Raw genomic sequence first — 16,232 nt, 5'->3', positions numbered from 1 at the left:
CCCCCCACCCGGGGGCGCGGCGCGCGGCGTCAGCGCTCCAGTACCAGCGCCTGCCCCTGGCCCACGCCCACGCACAGCGAGGCGACCCCCACCCCGGAGCCGGCCGCCGCCAGCTGGTGCGCCACCGCACCCGCCAACCTCGCCCCCGAGGCGCCCAGCGGGTGCCCCACCGCGATCGCGCCCCCGCGTGGATTGACCAGAGCCGGGTCCAGCTCCGGCAGCTCCGCCAGACATCCCAGCACCTGGGCGGCGAACGCCTCGTTGAGTTCGACCACCCCCAGCGCGTCGAACCCCCTGCCCGCCCGCTCCAGCGCACGGCGCACGGCCCGCACCGGCCCCAGCCCGAAGTACTGCGGCTCCAGCGCGGTCACCGCCGTCGCCGTCACCCGGGCCAACGGCTCCCGCCCCGTCGCCGCCACCCCCGCCTCGTCCGCCAGCAGCAACGCCGCCGCTCCGTCGCTCAGCGGCGAGGAGTTCCCCGCCGTGACCGTCCCGCCCTCGTCGCGGAAGGCCGGTCGCAGCCGCGCGAGGGACGCGGTGTCACCGTCGTCGCGGATCGGTTCGTCCCGCTCCAACTCCACGCCCGGGACAGCCACCACCTCCGCCGCGTGGGCGCCCGCGCGCCACGCGGCAGCGGCGCGCCGGTGCGACTCCAGCGCGAAGCGGTCCTGCGCGGCACGGTCGATGCCGTGCCGGTCCGCGACCAGTTCGGCCCCCTCGCCCAGCGAGACCGTCCACGCCGGGTCCATCGCCGCATTCACCTGCCGCCACCCGAGCGCGGTGGAGTGGACACGGGGCGGGGCCGCCGGGAAGGCACGGTCCGGTTTCTCCATGGTGAACGGGGCGCGGCTCATCGACTCGACGCCGCCCGCGACCACCAGCGAGGCGTCCCCCACCGCCACGGCGCGGTACGCCTGGACCACCGCCTCCAGCCCCGAGGCGCACAACCGGTTGACCGTGCTCCCGGGCACCGAGACCGGCAACCCTGCCAGCAGCGCCGCCATGCGGCCCACGTTGCGGTTGTCCTCCCCGGCACCGTTGGCGGTGCCCAGGACGACCTCGTCCACCCGCGCGGGATCGAGCGCCGGGCTCCGGCCGACCAGGGCCCGCACCACGTGTGCCGCCAGGTCGTCGGGGCGAACCCCCGAGAGTGCCCCGCCGTACCGGCCGCAGGGCGTCCTGACGGCGTCCACGACCCAGACCTCGCGCAGCGTCCCCGCCACCATGTGCGATCACCCTTCCGTCCCCGGCCGGTGCCGTGGGTAGAGTCGACCCGATCATGTCAGCGGGCAGCCGGCCCGACCAGACCGCCTTCCGCCGGGCCCGCCCCGGAGCGAGGCCGGCCGGGCCGCCCCGCCGCACCACCACGCGCCCACCGCGGCGCGGACACGAGAACGGGGCTCGCGATGCCGTTGACCGACATGCCGCTGGAGAAGCTGCGGGAGTACCACAGCGACGTCCCCACCCCCGGGGACTTCACCAGCTTCTGGGAAGAGACGCTCGCCGAGGCCCGCGCCGCCGCCACCGGTCCGGCGACCTACCGGCCGGTCACCGACTCCGCGCTGCGCACCGTCGACGTGTTCGACGTCCGGTTCCCCGGGTGGGCCGGGCAGGCGGTGGCGGGCTGGCTGATACTTCCCAAGGGCACCACCGCGGGAGACGCCCTGCCCGCCGTGGTCCGCTACAGCCCCTACAACAACGGCCGCGGGAGCTACCTGGACCACCTGGCGTGGCCCTCCGCCGGCTACGTTCACCTGGTCGTCGACGCCCGCGGCATGGGCGATGCCACCCCGGACCCCGACCCGGCCCCGGGGCCGCAGTCGCCCCGCGGCTTCATGACCCGCGGCGTCGCCGACCGTGACCACTACTTCTACCGGCGGCTCGTGACCGACGCGGTCCGCGCGCTGGACGCGATCCGCGAACACCCCGCGGTCGACCCCGGCCGGGTGATCGTCAGTGGGCGCAGCCAAGGGGGCGGGCTGGCGCTGGCGACCGCCGGCCTGGCGGGCGGTGACACCGTTGCCGCCCTGATCGACGTGCCGTTCCTCTGCCACTTCCGCCGCGGGGCCCAGGTGGCCTCGCAGGGTCCGTACACGGACTTCACAGCCTACCTCGGCGAGCGCCAGATGGCCGACCCCGAGCAGACCTTCGCCACCCTCGACTACTTCGACGGCCTGCACTTCGCCACGCTGGCGACGGCCCCGGCGTTCTTCAGCGTCGCGCTGATGGACCCGATCTGCCCACCGTCGACGGTCTATGCCGCCTACCACCGCTACGGGGGCGAGCGCGCCATGGAGGTCTGGCCGTTCGGCGACCACGCGGGCGGCCGCACCGTCCAGCTGGCCAAGCAGCTGGCCTGGGTCGCGGAGCGGGGCATCGCCCCCTGACCCCGGGCGGGCCGGGCACGGCGTGCGAACGGGGCCGGGGCGGAGGTCTGCACCCCCGCCCCGGCCCCGTTCCGCGGTCCGTCGCGGCTACTCCTCGACGCGGCCGCTGAGCAGTTCGGTGATGCGCTCCGAGGCCTCCCGGCCCGCCTCGATGGGGTCGGCACCCTGGAGGACCGCGGCCTGGTAGTCCTTGATCAGGTCCTCCTCCTCCACCGCCGCCCAGTGGGGCGACTGCGGGGTGGCGCGGCCGTTGACCGCGCCCTGGACCATGGCCGCGGTGGCCGGCTCGTCGGCGACCACGTCGGCGAGGGTGGTGCGGTTCGGCACGAGGTTCATGGACGTCGCCAGCTCGCTCTGCCACTTGTCGCCGGTGAGCAGCTTCACGAACTCGTAGGCCAGCCGCAGGTCTTCGGTGGCGTGCGGGATGACCAGGTTGGAACCGCCGGTGAAGACCGCGCCGGGGGTGTCCGACTCCTTGCCCGGGACGGGGAAGAAGCCCAGCTGGTCCTCCAGCTCGGGATTGGCGCTCAGGATCGCCGCCGCCGACCCCGGCGTGGAGATCAGCTGGGAGACCTCGTTCTCGGCGAAGACCTCCTCGTGGGGCGGGTCGGCCTCGTCCGCGTCGGCGGGTCCGTTGCCGAGTGCCTGCAACTCGGCGTAGAACTCCATGCCGGCCGCGGCTTCGGGGGTGTCGAGCGCGCCCGTCCAGTTGCCGGCGCTCTCGACGGCCAGGTCGCCGCCCTCGTCCCAGATGAAGCCTGCCAGGACGTACCAGTTCTTTCCGGGCAGGTAGATGCCCTGGCGGCCCGGGACGTCGTTGAGGAGGGTGGTGGCCTCCAGCCACTCCTCGCGGTTGGTCGGGAGCTCGTTGATGCCGACGTCCGCGAAGTGGTCCTTGCGGTAGATCACCACGCGGTTGGCCGCGTAGAAGGGGATGCCGTACTGGTGGCCGTAGAACTGGCCAGGGTCGGCGAGGCCGGGGATCCAGTCGTCGCCCGAGAGGCTGATGACCTGGTTGGTGAGGTCGGAGAGGCCCCCGGTGGCGACGTACTGCGCCACCTGGGTGTTCCCGACCTCAATGACGTCGGGGCCGTTGCCACTGGTGAGTGCCTCGGTCACCTTTTCACCGATGCCGCCCCACTCCTGGATGGTGACCTCGACCTGGACGCCGTCATTGGCCTCCTCGAACTCGGCCACCACCTGGTCGAGGAACTCCTCACCGGCGCTGTAGTTCATCATCCAGACCTCGAGGACACGGTCGTCCTCGGAGGAGGAGAGGTTCGAGCACCCGACGAGGATCGACGCCGCCGCGCCGATCCCCACGGCGCGGACGGTGAGTGTTGGTTTCAACGGTTCCCCTCGGGAGAGAGGTACGGACGCCGCGGCGCCCGTACGAACTGACGATCGAAGTGTGGGGGTGATCGACAATAGCGACCGTCCGGCCGCGCCACACCGGAGGGGTGCGTTCCGGCCCGAGCCCCGTTGACCTCGACTGATGGCGACGAGTCTGCGCCCCGAGCACCCTCCGGGTCCACCCGGCAGTCGGCGTGATTCCCGTCGCACTCCCCGCCGATGGCCGGTGTACCGCTGTCCGCGCCGTCGTTTCAGGCCAGTTCGGGGAAGAGGATCTCGAACGCCTCCGTGGGCTCTGTGATGCCCCGGGCGAAGGGCGCGTCGAAGTGCCACACCAGGAAGAGCAGGAACGCGATCAGCGCGCTGAACAGGCCCGCCAGCAGCAACTCCCGGGCGGAGCGCTGGATCTGCAGGGTGAAGACCATGCCCAGCGCCACCACGCCCCCCGCGACCAGCCCGAACCAGACCACGCCGGGCATCGTGGGCTCCGCGGCCTGGGCGCGCGCGGTCCGCGCCTCGTCCACCGCGGCGGCACGGTCCATCAGCCCGTGGTACCCGTGGGCCTCCAACGTGGTGGCCGGCTCGTGGAGGGTGATGGTGCGCCGGAGTTCGGCGAGCAGGGCGTCGCCCTCCTCGGTGAGCTCCTCGTTCTCCACCATGTGGGGCCACTCGACGGTCAGGACGTGGGTGACGTAGCCGTCCACCTGCTCCCGGATCTCCTCACGCACCGGCGACGGGTACGCCTCGGCGCGCGTGCTGACCTCGCGGAGCGCCTGCGCCTCGGCGCGCACCCAGTCCTCGGCCGCGGCCCGCTCCTCCCACACGCCGGCCATCGCCAGTCCCAGCACGATCGCGTAGACGACACCGATCATCATGGTGATGTACTCGATGACGTCCGGTGTCTGCGAGGTGTCCTCGCCCTCCTCGCCGCGACGGCGCAGCGTGGCGACGATCAGGACGACCGCGCAGGTTCCGGCGGTGCAGAGGGTGAGAATCAGCCAGGTCGGCACGGTGGGTTTCCTCTCGGGGCGAGCGTGTGAGCAGGGGTGTCATGCCTGGGACGACCGTCCGGCCCCGCCGCCGCGGGGGCGCAGCGCCGCTGCGGCCAGGACGGCGGGGGCGAGGAGCAGCAGCGTGCGGCCGACCAGGGAGCCGCTCTGCCGTGGTTCGGTACCCGGGGTGGGGCGCGGCGGTGCCATGGCGAGCGAGACCTCGGCCGGCGGCGGGGGCTCCCGCTCCGGCTCCGTCCCCGGCACCGGGTCGGTGTCGGGACGCGGCACGGGACGGTCGGCCGCCGGGGGAGGGTCGGCCGGCGGCTCCGCCGGTGGCGGCGACGGCGCGGCGGCCCGGGAGGGGGCGGGTTCCGGCGGAGGGGGTGGCGTCGGCACGGGAGGCGGGTCGTCGACGACCGGTGGGGGCGCGGGGGGTGGTGGTGGCGGGGTCGGCGCCGCGGGCGTGCACGGTCCGACGCGGCCGAGGACGCCCTGCGCCGTGACGCTGCCGGAGACGCACCCCCCGGGCCCTTCGATCCGGCCCTCGAACCCCCCGGGGACCGTGCCGGCGGAGACCCGTCCCCCTGGCCCGTCGATCTCCACGCGGTCGCCACCGACCGGGAAGGGCGGGAAGGTCGGGAAGGGCGGCGTCGCGTCGTCCGGTGCGCCGACGAGAGCGCCGACGAGAGCGGGGCCGGGCGCGCCGGGCGTGCGGTTAGCGGCGGCCGTGTCCGCTTGCGCGGGGCGGTCGTGCGGGTGCGGCGTGGGGTCGGACGCGGCGGGGCCGTCGGCGAGGGCCGGCGGCGCTGCGGTGAACAGGACGATCACAACGGCCGGTACCACGGCGAGTCGCGCGCGGCCGGCGCGCCGCGCGGGCGGCGGGCTGGGTTTCACATCCGAAGGATGTGGCGCCGTGACGCTGTGCGTGACCACTACCGGCAGGTCTGCCCGGATGGGGTGAACCTGAGGTGAGCCGCTGGCTGTCGCGCGCCCCGAGCGCGAGCGCCGGGGCGCGGGAAGCTGCGGCGCGCGGGCAGTGGTGCCGGAGCTGGGAGGCCGGACACCGGAGACGCAGCGGGCGTGCCGGAGCGGTCCGCGCCCGACCCGGGCGTGCGAAGGGCCCGGGCGGAACCCGGGCCCTTCGCACGCCGGCCGCGCTCACCGCGTTTCGTCGGTGCCGTCGTCCTTGCGACGTCTGAAGATTCCGCGCAGCTTCCCGCCGCCCCGCTTGCGCTTCTCCCGCTTCTCGCGCTTCTCCTGCTTGGGCGAGGTGCTGTGAATCCAGCCTGCGGGGGGCTCGTCCGATCGCCATGGCTGCGGCGCCGGCGCCTCGTTCTTCCAGCGTTCGGTCAGCATGCGGGTCCGTGCGGTGGGCTCGTTCACCTCTGCCCCGCGGACGAAGTTCTCGTCCAGCACCAGGTCGTCCCAGTCGTCGCGCTGGGGCTCGTCACGATCGTGCGGCTCGGTCCCCATGGCCTGCCTCCCTCGGCCTCGTGCGGCGCGCGGCACGGGACTCCGCGGCCGCCGTCTCCTCCTGCTGCTGCTGCGGTGACCGGCGACTCGGTGCGCGGCCCGACCGCCCTCACTCCCAGCAACGGTAGCCGACACGGGGCGCGGACGGGGTCGGCGTGCGACCCCCGGTCGCCTTCCACGCCCCCCCGCGGCCGGACCGGCTCAGGCGGGTTCGTGCTGCAGCGGGAGGTCCGCCCACACCACGTGGCGCCGCCCGGCATCGGTGGGGCGCACCCCCCACCCCAGCGAGAGTGCCACCACCAACAGCAGGCCGCGGCCGCCCTCGTCCTCGTCGGTGGCCACCGCCGGGCCCCGCCGGGGCCCCGCTCCCTCACCGAGGACGGCGACCCGCAGCAGTGTGCCGCTGACCCGCAGCTCGCAGCCGACGGAGCGGCTGGTGGTGTGGCGCAGCGCGTTGGTCACGAGCTCGGAGACGATCAGTTGCGCGTTGTCGCTGGTGTCCTCCGGGGTGCGCCACTCGCAGAGTTGGCTGCGGGTCCGTCTTCGTGCCTCGGAGACGGCGGTCTCGACCGCCGGGAGGAGGAAGTGGGCCCGGGCGCTCCACGGCGCGGTGGTGTCGGAGCGCTCCAGGGGCTGAGCGTGGAAGGAGGAAGCCACGGTCCTACTGTGGTGGGTCGGATCACATACGGCAAGAGGCAGTCTGTCATTTGCAGAATGGCCGGTTCGGTCTGTCGCATTGCAGGGCCTCATGGCAAGCTCTCTACGCATGACGGCAGTTGAGGACCGACGGTAGTGCCGGGCGGGCGGCCCGGAGGTGCGCCGACGGCGCTCAGGGTGGTTCTCGGGCGGCGCCTGGCGGATCTGCGTGAGCAGTCCGGCACGTCCTTCGAGGAGGCGGCGCACCACCTCGATGTCACCCACGCCACCGTGCGCCGCATGGAGAAGGCGCAGGTCGGGCTCAAGGTCCCCTACGTCGAGAAGCTGCTGCGCCTCTACGGGGTGCGGGACCCCGAGGAGATCGACGGGTTCGTGCGACTGGCGCGCGAGGCCAACCGGCCCGGTTGGTGGCACAACTACCGCGACGTCCTGCCCGGCTGGTTCAGCGCGTTCGTCAGCCTGGAGGCGGAAGCGGAGCAGATCCGCGCCTACGAACCGCACTACGTCCCCGGCCTGCTCCAAACCGCCGACTACGCCCGCGCCGTGCTGCGCGCGGGGATGCCGCAGGCGCCCGCCGCGGAGGTCGACCGGCTGGTCGAGCTGCGTTTGGCCCGGCAGCAGCTGCTGGACCGGGAGACGCCGCCGCTGTTCTGGGGGGTCATCGACGAGACGGTGCTGCGACGCGCCGTCGCGGGGCCCCACGTGATGCGCGACCAGCTCGCTCATCTCGAAGCCGCGTCGCTCCGGTCGCGCATCCGGCTCCAGGTGATGCCGTTCGGCGCGGGGCTGCACCCCGCGATGTACGGACCCTTCCACCTCTTCCGTTTCCCGGTCCCCGAGCTCGCCGACGTCGCCTGCTCCGAGAGTCTGGTCGGCGCCGCCTACTTCGACCAGCGCGACGACGTGTCGGTCTTCCGGGAGGCGCTCGACCGGATGTGCGCGCAGGCCGCGCCGGTGCACCGAACCGAGTCACTGCTCGGTGAACTTCGCAAGGAGATCTGAACCATGGATCGCATTTACAACGGGATGCCCGCCGCGCAACTGGGGACGGAGGGCTGGCACAAGCCCTGGAGCGGCGGGAACGGCGGCAGCTGCGTGGAGGCGATGCGGCTGCGTGACGGCCGCGTGGCGCTGCGGCAGTCGACCGACCCCGAGGGCCCGGCGCTCATCTACACGCCGCACGAGATGGAGCGGTTCATCGCCGGGGTCAAGTCGGGGGACGCCGACTTCCTGCTGGTCTGATCCGCCGCCGGGCGCCCTGAGCCCCCGCCCCCACGGCAGCACCACCCGAGGAGAGAGAGCAGACGTGACCGAGCAGGCACCCGCCGCCGCGAGCATCGACACCAGCCGTCCGCACCCGGCCCGGATGTACGACTACTACCTGGGCGGCCAGGACAACTACGAGGTCGACCGCGCGGCGGCCGAACAGCTGATGGCCGCCACGCCGGACGTGCGGCGCAGCGCGCGCGCCAACCGCGACTTCCTGCAGCGCGTGGTCGCGGACGTCGTGCGGTCGGGCGTCCGTCAGATCCTCGACATAGGCACCGGCATACCCACCTCACCCAACACGCACGAGGCCGCCCACGCGGTGGACCCCGGAGCGCGCGTGGTGTACGTGGACAACGACCCGATCGTCTCCGTCTACGCCGGAGCCAAGCTGACTTCGACCCCCGGGACGGGGTTCGTCCTCGCCGACCTGCGCGACCCGGCGGCCATCGCGGAGAGCGAGACGCTGAACGGGCTGATCGACTTGGACGAGCCGGTCGCGGTCCTCCTCGTCTCGGTGCTGCACTTCGTCGCCGACTCCGAGGACCCCAAGGGCCTGCTGCGGGCCCTGACCGAGCGGTTGGCGCCGGGCAGCCGGCTGGTGATCTCCCACGCGACGGCGGACTTCCACTCGCCGGAGGTGGGGGAGCGGGGTGCCGAGATCTACGCGCGGGCGACGGCGGGTCTGCGCCTGCGCACCCGGGACGAGGTCGTCGGCCTCTTCGAGGGATTCGCCCTGGAGGAGCCCGGGGTCGTGCAGGTCTCCCACTGGCGCCCGGAGCGGCAGCCGACGGAGGACGACGGCCGCGTCGCGGTGTACGGCGGGCTCGCCGTCAAGAGCTGACCACCGGGCCCGGTCGCGGGCCCGCGCAGGCCGGGGGGCCGGCACTTCCGGGTGCCGGCCCCCCGGCCGTGGTGCGTGTCCGCCGCGCCGGTGTCTCGAAAGCCGCAGCGAATGATGCGTCACCTGTCCGGTTGTGGGTCGTTCCTGAGGGTGTGTTGGCCGGAAATTATTGGCATGGACACTTCTCAAATGCATTACCAGCTGGTAACACAGCAGGTAACCCCCACACACAGCCTGTTCAGGAGGCTCGATGAAGCTCCGTCGTCTTCTCGCCGGTGCCGCCACCGCGGTGCTGGCCCTCGGCGTCTCGGTCATCCCCACAACCGCCTCCGCGCAGGAGGCCCAGGCGGCGGAGGTCTACGTCGCCCTCGGTGACTCCTACTCCTCCGGTGTCGGCGCCGGGAACTACGACTCCGCCAGCGGCGACTGCCGCCGGAGCAACAACGCCTACCCGCAGCGCTGGGCGAACGCCAACGGGCCGTCCGCCTTCCACTTCACCGCATGCTCCGGTGCCCGCACCGGCGACGTGCTCTCGGGTCAGCTGGGCCCCCTGAACTCCTCGACCACACTGGTCAGCATCAGCATCGGCGGCAACGACGCCGGGTTCGCCGACGCCATGCAGACCTGCGTGCTCCAGTCCACCGCCTCGTGCGTCAACCGGATGGGGCAGGCCAACACCTACATCACCGACAACCTGCCCGCCCAACTCGACGCCGTGTACAGCGAGATCAGCGCCCGGGCCCCGCAGGCCCGAGTCGTCGTCCTCGGTTACCCGCGGATGTACCAGCTCAACGGTTCCTGCGCGGTCGGCCTCAGCGAGCAGGCCCGCGCGGCGATCAACGCGACCTCCGACACGCTCAGCGACGTGACGGCCAAGCGCGCCGCCGACCACGGGTTCAGCTACGGCGACGTCCGCGGCGCCTTCAGCGGCCACGAGATCTGCTCGTCGAGCCCCTGGCTGCACAGCGTCACCTTCCCCATCGGCAACTCCTACCACCCCAACGCCGCGGGCCAGGGAAGCGGCTACCTGCCGGTCTTCGCCGGACTCGCCTGACACCGGCTCCGCGTCCGACACCCCCATCGCGCCCGTCGGTGCCGTCCTCACACGGCACCGGCGGGCGCGTCACGTGCCGCCGTCCGCTGCCCTCACCCCTCCGCCGCCCCCGGCTCCGACTCCGCCGCCACCGGCCGCGCCACGGCCAGCGCCGCGGCCGGGCCGGGCTCCGGGCCCCCGGCGGGCCACCACCGGTCGCCACGGCGCGCATACGGCCACCACCGGCCGTCCGGGCCGTACCGGACCTGGGCGCCCTCGCCCACGGCGGTCCACACGACCCCGGAGCGCCGCCACGGGGGCAGCCCGCCCGCGTCCTCCCACGCCTCCGAGGTGTCCATCGCCACGATCGCGGTCCGGGGGCCGGCCCACGACGCCCCCTGTCCGCCGCCCGCGTCGAGCACGGCCACTGCCACGGCGCCCCCGGCGCTCCAGGCCGTCGCCGCCCTCGCCAGCTCCGCCGGCGTCCGGCTGGCGCCGGCCGCCAGGCGGCGTGCGACGACCTCGCCCGGGACGATGGCGGCGGCCATCGCCGCCGCGTCCAGCCACACCGGTTCCAGGGCCGTGACGGCCTCCTCGTCTGCGGCCGACCCGTACGCGCCGCGCGGACCCTCCTCTCCCCGCGCGGCCGCGAGGCCGAGCTCCAGCATCCGGGCGGAGCGTCGCGCCGTCACCGCTACCAGATACGCCAGCCCGGCCGCGTCGACCCCCTCGACCGAGGTGTCGGCCGGCAGCGCGGGCGCCGCCCCGAGGGCGGACGGCCCCGCCGGCAGTGCGGGCAACGGTTGCGGCAGGCCGGCGTACGCAGTCCGCGCGTCCAGCCCGGCCGGCACGGCCGTCTCGCTCCGCGGCGTCCCGGGCCGCTGCGGTCGCAGACCGGCAGCCACCGCCCGCTCGTCCCTGCCGCGCAGCAACAGCAACAGGAACGGGTCCTCGTCCAGCAGCCGTCCCACCTGGTAGCCCAGCGCGGCGGTGTGCTCGCAGTGGTCCCAGACGCCGCACTCGCACTCCGGCTCCAGATCACCGATCCCCGGCAGCAGCTCCACACCGGCCGACTCGGCGTCCGTGACGAGATCCGGCGGCATCTCCCCGTCCAGCAGCGCCGCCAGCCGGCCGGCCTCCGCGGCGACCGCCGCCAGCAGCCGCCGCCACTCGGCGGCGTCGAAGGTGCGCAGCAGCACGTCCGCACGGTGCGCCGAGCCGTCCCGGCCCGACACCACGGCGGTCACGCGACCGGGTCGGACCATCACCGCGCCCACGGCGCCGCGGCGCGCCGCCCGCCGTCCCGCGGCGAGCCGCGCCGAGTCCAGGGCGCTGTCCTCCAGCGCCGCCACCCAGCGTCGGCCCCACCAGGAGGTGGTGAACGCGCGGCCGCGCGGTGCGGGCAGTGGCGCCAGGACGCGTTCCGCCGCCGGCTCCTGCTGCCCGCCCTCGCCCGCGGACCGGGTCTGCCCCGCGCTCATGCGCGCACCTCCCGCAGCAGGACCAGGTCGGCCAGCTCCGCGTCGCTCAACTCCGTCAGGGCGGCGGAGCCACCTGACAGCACCGCGTCGGCCAGCCGCTGCTTCCGGCGCAGCAGAGCCGCGATGCGGTCCTCGACGGTGCCCTCGGCGATGAGCCGGTGCACCTGCACCGGACGGTCCTGGCCGATCCGGTACGCGCGGTCGGTGGCCTGCTCCTCCACCGCGGGGTTCCACCACCGGTCGTAGTGCACGACGTGCTCGGCGCGCGTCAGGTTGAGACCGGTGCCGGCGGCCTTCAGTGACAGCAGGAAGACCGGCGCCCCGCCCTCCTGGAAGGTGCGGACCATCTCCTCCCTGCGGCGCACCGGCGTGCCCCCGTGCAGCAGCAGCGTCGGCGTCCCCCGCTCGGCCAGGTGGCGCTCCAGCAGCCGCGCCATCGCCACGTACTGCGTGAAGACCAGCGTCGCGCCGCCCTCGGCCCGGATGGTGGCCACCAGTTCGTCCAGCAGCTCCAGCTTCCCGGACCGGCCCGCCAGCACCGGGTCGCGCTCCTTCAGGTACTGCGCCGGGTGGTTGCAGATCTGCTTGAGCGCCGTCAGCAGCTTCACCACCAGACCGCGGCGCGCGGTGCCGGACGCACCGGCGACCGCGTCCAGCCCCTCCCGGACGACCGCCTCGTAGAGCGCGAGCTGCTCCGGGCCGAGCGCGACCACCCGGTCGGTCTCGGTCTTCGGCGGGAGTTCGGGCGCGATGCCCGGGTCCGCCTTCCGCCGACGCAGCAGGAACGGGCCCACCAGCGCCGCCAGGCGGCGCGCCGCCTCGGGGTCGTCACCGCTCTCCGCCGCATCGGCCCAGCGGGAGCGGAAGGCGGCCAGTGGCCCCAGCAGCCCCGGCGTGGCCCAGTCCAGCAACGCCCACAGCTCCGTCAGGTTGTTCTCCACCGGGGTGCCGGTCAGCGCCACCCGAGCCGCCGCGGGGACGGACCGGATCGCCCGCGCGGTGGCGGCGCGCGGGTTCTTCACGTGCTGGGCCTCGTCGGCGACGAGCAGCCCCCAGCCCACCCCGGCCAGCCGGTCGGCGTCGCGGCGCAACGTGCCGTAGGTGGTCAGCACGAAGCCGTCCGCGGGCAGCGACGCCAGGTCGCGCGCGGTGCCGTGATGGCGCCGTACCGCCGTCCCCGGTGCGAACCGCGCGATCTCGCGTTCCCAGTTGGCCAGCAGAGAGGTCGGGCAGACCACCAGCGTGGGCCCGGCCGGGTGTGGCGGGGCGGCGCGGTGCAGGTGCAGCGCGATCAGCGTCAGGGTCTTGCCGAGCCCCATGTCGTCGGCGAGGACGCAGCCGAGCCCCAGGGAGGTCAGCCGGTGCAGCCAGGTGACCCCCTCCCGCTGGTAGCCGCGCAGCGTCGCGTCCAGCCCGTCCGGGGGCGGCAGCTGGGCCGACGGGGCGCGGTCGGGGTCGGTCAGCCGTTCGCGGAGCGTCGCGAGCCAGCCGGTGGCACGCACCTCGGCCGCGTCCCCGCCCTCCCCGGTGCGTCCGCTCAGGACGGCGCGCAGCGCGGGGAGCGTCCTCACCTCGGTGTCCCGCCGTTCCAGGGCCCGCCGCACGTCGGCCGGGTCGACGAGGACCCAGCGGTCCCGCAGCCGGACGGCGGGCCGTCCGGCCTCGGCCAGCCGGTGGAGCTCCTCGCGGGTCAGCTGCTCCCCGTCGAGGGTGAAGCGCCAGTCGAACCGCAGCAGGGCGTCGGGGGAGAGGAGCGACGGGGGGCCGCCTGCCTCGCGCGGCCCCGGCCCGACCTCGGCGTGCGCGGTCAGCCTGCGCACCATGCTGCGCGGCCAGTGCACCTCGACGCCCGCGGCGGAGAGCGCCGCCGTCGCGGGGGCACCGAGCAGCTCGGCGGTCTCCTCCTCGGACAGCTCCAGCGTGTCCGGGACAGCGGCACGCAGCAGCGGCTCCAACGGCGGCCACGCTGCGGCGGCCCGCCGCAGCGTCAGCAGCGCCTCACGGCGGGCCGCCACGCCGAACCCCTCGGGCGGCGAGGGGTCCCACAACCGGGCCGCGTCCGCCACCAGCCCCGCGTCGGCGAGGCTGTGGGCCTGGACGACCGCCAGCAGCCGCCGGGCGGGGCCCTCCTCGGGGCCGACCGCCTCCACGCGCAGGGACAGTCCCACCCCGGCGTCGTGGCCCGCTGCCACGGCGTCGGACCAGGCCCGGTGGTCCGGGAGCTTGCGGGGCGACGGCGCGGCGAACGCCGGTCCGCCCGCCGCGGCCGCTGCGGCGGGGGAGCGGGGAAGGCCGTCCGCCACGGCGGTGAGGAAAGCCCGAAGCAGGCCGGCGGGTTCCGGCAGGCGCGGTGCGGCGTCGGTGGTGGGCAGGGGGTGGGCGTGGGCGTGGGGCGGCATCGCGCGTGTCAGCTCCGTCAGGCGTCGGACGTCCTCCGCCTCCAGCGGCCCCAGTCGCCAGGCGTCGTGGTCGCCGGCGGTAAGGCCGGGCAGCAGCCGGCCCCGGGCCGCCAGCTGCAGGGCCACCAGCACGGCGTGGCCCCAGAACGCCGCCGATCCCTGCCCCGAGGCCCGCGCGCGGGTCAGCACGGGGACCGCCTCCCCGACCGGCAGCCGGAACGAGGGGAGCTCGCGGACAGCGACCTCGCCGACCGCGGCCGCGCCGTCCGCCACGGGCAGGACCACCCGCAGCGGTGTGAACCCCGGGTCCGGGGCGCCGGCGAGGGGCGGCGCCCCGTCCGGACGCCAGAAGGCGACCTCGGAGAGTCGCGGCGGATCGGCCGGCAGCGGTACCGCGGCGCACTCCGCGAGGGCGGTGAGCTGCGCGGCGGTCAACCGCGCGCGAGCGGTCACGGCGGGCGGCGAAGGGGAGCGGGACACGGCGGCTGGGAGTTCCTCACGTGGCGGCTGGACGGGCGGTGGCCGACCGTACCCCACGGCCGCCGCGGCAGCGCGGCGCTGACGTGGGAGGCTTGGGGGACGAGGGTGGTAGGCAACCGGTACACGGGGAAGGACGTCCTCACCTGTGTGCGGGGGCCGCCCGCCGGGAGAGGAGAGCGATATGTCCAATGGTGCGAAGATCGCCGTCGGTGGCGTGGCCGTGGGTCTGGTCCTGTGGTGGCTGACCAACTTCTGGATCGCCGCGGTGGTGATGTTCGGGGTGCCCGCCGTCGCCTATCTGACGCTCGACCCCTCCCAGCGGCGGCGGCTGCGGCGCGTCGGCCGCAAGGAACTGCGCTGACGGTCCGACGGCTCGCGCCCCCTTCGGCACTCCGGTGCCGGGCGGGGCGCGTCGTCGTTCGCGCGCGTCCGGCGGGGGACGACGGCCGAAGTGCGCGGGGCGGCGGTGTTCGGCGCAGGCGCCGCGGGAGGGCCCCGCAGGGCGGGGCCTCCGGCCGGGGGAGGCGGGCGTGACGTGGGGGCCGGGCGCGTTCTCCGGTTGTCGTGCTGCGCAACCCGACGGATCGGCCGCGAACACGTTTGGACAACGCTGCTCAGCATGGATCACTGCGTGATCGGAGGCGGTCATTGGTAACCGCCTCCGGGCCACTTTCCGGCCAGCCGCAGACAGCTGCAGAAACGGTCCCTCCTGTCCGGCTAGCGTCCGGGAACGACGCGCCCACCAGGCACGCCGCCCCACGCCGGACGGATGCTCCGGCGCGCGCGCCACCGGAGCACGGGAGCCACGACACCCCCATGACCGACGACCGACCCCCACCACCCCCGCGCCGCACCCTGCGGCACCACCTGCTGGCGCTGCTGGTTCCACCGCTCGCCGCGCTGACGCTGCTCTGCGGGTACGTCGCCCACGCCACCGCCGGGCAGATCGCCGCCGACCGCGCCGCCGCCGACGCGACCGAGGCCACCCACGCGCCGGCCGCCGTGGTCCGGGCGCTGCAGGCCGAGCGCCGCGCCACCGTCGCCTGGCTGGCACCGCGTCCGCCGGCGGCCGACGCCCTGGACAGCCCCGGCGCCGCCGCCCGCGCGGAGACCGCCCGCAGGGCCGCCGACGCCACCCGGGACGCCGAGGCCACCCTCGACCCCGGCTCGTACCCCGAGGCCGCCGAACGCCTCGCGGAGCTCGCCCCGCTGCGGACGCGGGCCGCCGAGGGGCGGGCGGACTGGGGGCTGCTCTACCGGGCCCAGACCTCAGCCGTCTCGGCGCTGCTCGACACGCCGGGCGCCGAGGCCGGAGCCACCGTGCCACCGGCGCTGGACCGTGCGGCGGAGCTCCTGGCCCGGCAGGACGCCCTGCTCCTCGCCGCCGACGCGGACGGCGCTCTCCCGGCCCCCGTCCGCGACCAGTTCGCCGAGGCGGCGGCCGGGCGCACCGCCCTGGAGGCGTCACTGCCCGCCGCGCTGACCGGCCCGGCCCGCGAGGCCTTCGACACCCTCGGGGCCGGCGGCGCCCACCGCGCCGCGGAGTCCGCGGGGGAACGGCTCGCCGCCCCGGAGCAGACCGTCCCCGCCGCCCGAGAGCTCCGTGAGGAGTGGAGCCAGGCGCACCGCGGGCTCGCCGAGGGCTACGACCGGACCCGGGAACTCGCCCGGAGCACGGCCGCCTCGGACGCCGGTGCCTGGCCCGCCGGCCCGGCGCTGCCGCTGCTGGCCGCGGCGCTGCTCGCCGCCGCCCTCACGCTCTCGCTGCGCGCGGCGACCCGGCTCCGCACCGAGCTGGACGCCGTGCGGGAGGAGGCGCTCGACGTCGCCCGGCGCCACCTGCCGAGCGCCACGCGACGCGCCCGCG

At 75.2% G+C, this 16,232-nt stretch carries 15 protein-coding genes; 7 read left to right on the top strand and 8 right to left on the bottom strand.

Going from position 1 to position 16,232, the window contains the following annotated elements; translation table 11 throughout:
* Positions 1–29: 29 nt before the first annotated feature.
* A complete protein-coding gene (locus HCN56_RS15760; RefSeq protein WP_167971625.1) occupies positions 30–1,226 on the bottom strand; it encodes a thiolase family protein in 1,197 nt (398 codons plus the stop codon).
* Between the two features lie 180 nt (positions 1,227–1,406).
* Here HCN56_RS15760 and HCN56_RS15755 point away from each other — a divergent pair, with 180 nt between their 5' ends.
* The gene (locus HCN56_RS15755) at positions 1,407–2,387 is read left to right on the top strand and encodes an acetylxylan esterase (RefSeq protein ID WP_167971623.1); all 981 of its coding nucleotides are present in this window, start codon (positions 1,407–1,409) and stop codon (positions 2,385–2,387) included.
* Between the two features lie 87 nt (positions 2,388–2,474).
* Here the strand turns inward: HCN56_RS15755 and HCN56_RS15750 are convergent, their stop codons facing one another.
* From HCN56_RS15750 to HCN56_RS15730, 5 genes are all read right to left on the bottom strand, one after another.
* On the bottom strand, positions 2,475–3,737 hold the full coding sequence (locus tag HCN56_RS15750) for an extracellular solute-binding protein (RefSeq protein WP_209312790.1): 1,263 nt from the start codon (positions 3,735–3,737) through the stop codon (positions 2,475–2,477).
* A 254-nt stretch (positions 3,738–3,991) separates the two neighbouring features.
* Positions 3,992–4,750 (bottom strand): bestrophin-like domain, encoded by a 759-nt coding sequence (locus tag HCN56_RS15745; RefSeq protein ID WP_167971622.1) that lies wholly within the window; start codon positions 4,748–4,750, stop codon positions 3,992–3,994.
* A 39-nt stretch (positions 4,751–4,789) separates the two neighbouring features.
* Positions 4,790–5,020, bottom strand: coding sequence for a hypothetical protein (locus tag HCN56_RS15740; RefSeq protein ID WP_167971620.1), 231 nt, complete (start codon positions 5,018–5,020; stop codon positions 4,790–4,792).
* 870 nt (positions 5,021–5,890) lie between these two features.
* Complete coding sequence (locus HCN56_RS26485; RefSeq protein ID WP_245246606.1) at positions 5,891–6,205, bottom strand: SGM_3592 family protein; 315 nt, start codon at positions 6,203–6,205, stop codon at positions 5,891–5,893.
* A 201-nt stretch (positions 6,206–6,406) separates the two neighbouring features.
* Positions 6,407–6,862: an ATP-binding protein gene (locus tag HCN56_RS15730; protein WP_312871255.1), complete on the bottom strand. Its 456-nt coding sequence runs from the start codon at positions 6,860–6,862 to the stop codon at positions 6,407–6,409.
* A gap of 135 nt (positions 6,863–6,997) precedes the next feature.
* Here HCN56_RS15730 and HCN56_RS15725 point away from each other — a divergent pair, with 135 nt between their 5' ends.
* The 4 genes from HCN56_RS15725 to HCN56_RS15710 all read left to right on the top strand — a co-directional run bounded on the left by HCN56_RS15725 (position 6,998) and on the right by HCN56_RS15710 (position 10,026).
* Positions 6,998–7,864, top strand: coding sequence for a Sco1979 family transcriptional regulator (locus HCN56_RS15725; RefSeq protein WP_495502020.1), 867 nt, complete (start codon positions 6,998–7,000; stop codon positions 7,862–7,864).
* 3 nt (positions 7,865–7,867) lie between these two features.
* Complete coding sequence (locus tag HCN56_RS15720; protein ID WP_167971614.1) at positions 7,868–8,104, top strand: DUF397 domain-containing protein; 237 nt, start codon at positions 7,868–7,870, stop codon at positions 8,102–8,104.
* 64 nt (positions 8,105–8,168) lie between these two features.
* Positions 8,169–8,972: an SAM-dependent methyltransferase gene (locus tag HCN56_RS15715; RefSeq protein WP_167971612.1), complete on the top strand. Its 804-nt coding sequence runs from the start codon at positions 8,169–8,171 to the stop codon at positions 8,970–8,972.
* A gap of 250 nt (positions 8,973–9,222) precedes the next feature.
* On the top strand, positions 9,223–10,026 hold the full coding sequence (locus tag HCN56_RS15710) for an SGNH/GDSL hydrolase family protein (protein WP_167971610.1): 804 nt from the start codon (positions 9,223–9,225) through the stop codon (positions 10,024–10,026).
* Positions 10,027–10,118: 92 nt separating this feature from the next.
* On the opposite strand, the gene HCN56_RS15705 is transcribed toward HCN56_RS15710, so the two are convergent.
* Entirely contained in the window at positions 10,119–11,486 is a 1,368-nt protein-coding gene (locus HCN56_RS15705) for an SWIM zinc finger family protein (protein WP_245246604.1), read from the bottom strand.
* Positions 11,483–14,365 (bottom strand): SCO1167/SCO6262 family helicase, encoded by a 2,883-nt coding sequence (locus tag HCN56_RS15700; protein ID WP_312871254.1) that lies wholly within the window; start codon positions 14,363–14,365, stop codon positions 11,483–11,485. The genes HCN56_RS15705 and HCN56_RS15700 overlap by 4 nt, the downstream gene beginning before the upstream one ends.
* 181 nt (positions 14,366–14,546) lie before the next feature.
* Between HCN56_RS15700 and HCN56_RS15695 the strand changes: the two genes are divergently transcribed.
* The gene (locus tag HCN56_RS15695; protein ID WP_167971608.1) at positions 14,547–14,726 is read left to right on the top strand and encodes a tail-anchor membrane protein; all 180 of its coding nucleotides are present in this window, start codon (positions 14,547–14,549) and stop codon (positions 14,724–14,726) included.
* Positions 14,727–15,181: 455 nt separating this feature from the next.
* Positions 15,182–16,232, top strand: a 1,051-nt coding sequence (locus tag HCN56_RS15690; protein WP_209312789.1) for a nitrate- and nitrite sensing domain-containing protein, incomplete at its 3' end; no start/stop codon positions are given.

Source organism: Streptomyces lonarensis (assembly GCF_012033735.1).
Taxonomy (GTDB): domain Bacteria; phylum Actinomycetota; class Actinomycetes; order Streptomycetales; family Streptomycetaceae; genus Streptomyces; species Streptomyces lonarensis.
The sequence above is the reverse complement of the archived record's forward strand: the minus strand, read 5'-3'. Positions and strand labels throughout refer to the sequence as shown.

Excerpts from the sequence above, each read along its gene's own strand:
- HCN56_RS15760 (WP_167971625.1), bottom strand. The coding sequence starts at position 1,226 with ATGGTGGCGGGGACGCTGCGCGAGGTCTGGGTCGTGGACGCCGTCAGG.
- HCN56_RS15755 (WP_167971623.1), top strand. The coding sequence starts at position 1,407 with ATGCCGTTGACCGACATGCCGCTGGAGAAGCTGCGGGAGTACCACAGC.
- HCN56_RS26485 (WP_245246606.1), bottom strand. The coding sequence starts at position 6,205 with ATGGGGACCGAGCCGCACGATCGTGACGAGCCCCAGCGCGACGACTGG.
- HCN56_RS15720 (WP_167971614.1), top strand. The coding sequence starts at position 7,868 with ATGGATCGCATTTACAACGGGATGCCCGCCGCGCAACTGGGGACGGAG.
- HCN56_RS15710 (WP_167971610.1), top strand. The coding sequence starts at position 9,223 with ATGAAGCTCCGTCGTCTTCTCGCCGGTGCCGCCACCGCGGTGCTGGCC.
- HCN56_RS15705 (WP_245246604.1), bottom strand. The coding sequence starts at position 11,486 with ATGAGCGCGGGGCAGACCCGGTCCGCGGGCGAGGGCGGGCAGCAGGAG.
- HCN56_RS15695 (WP_167971608.1), top strand. The coding sequence starts at position 14,547 with ATGTCCAATGGTGCGAAGATCGCCGTCGGTGGCGTGGCCGTGGGTCTG.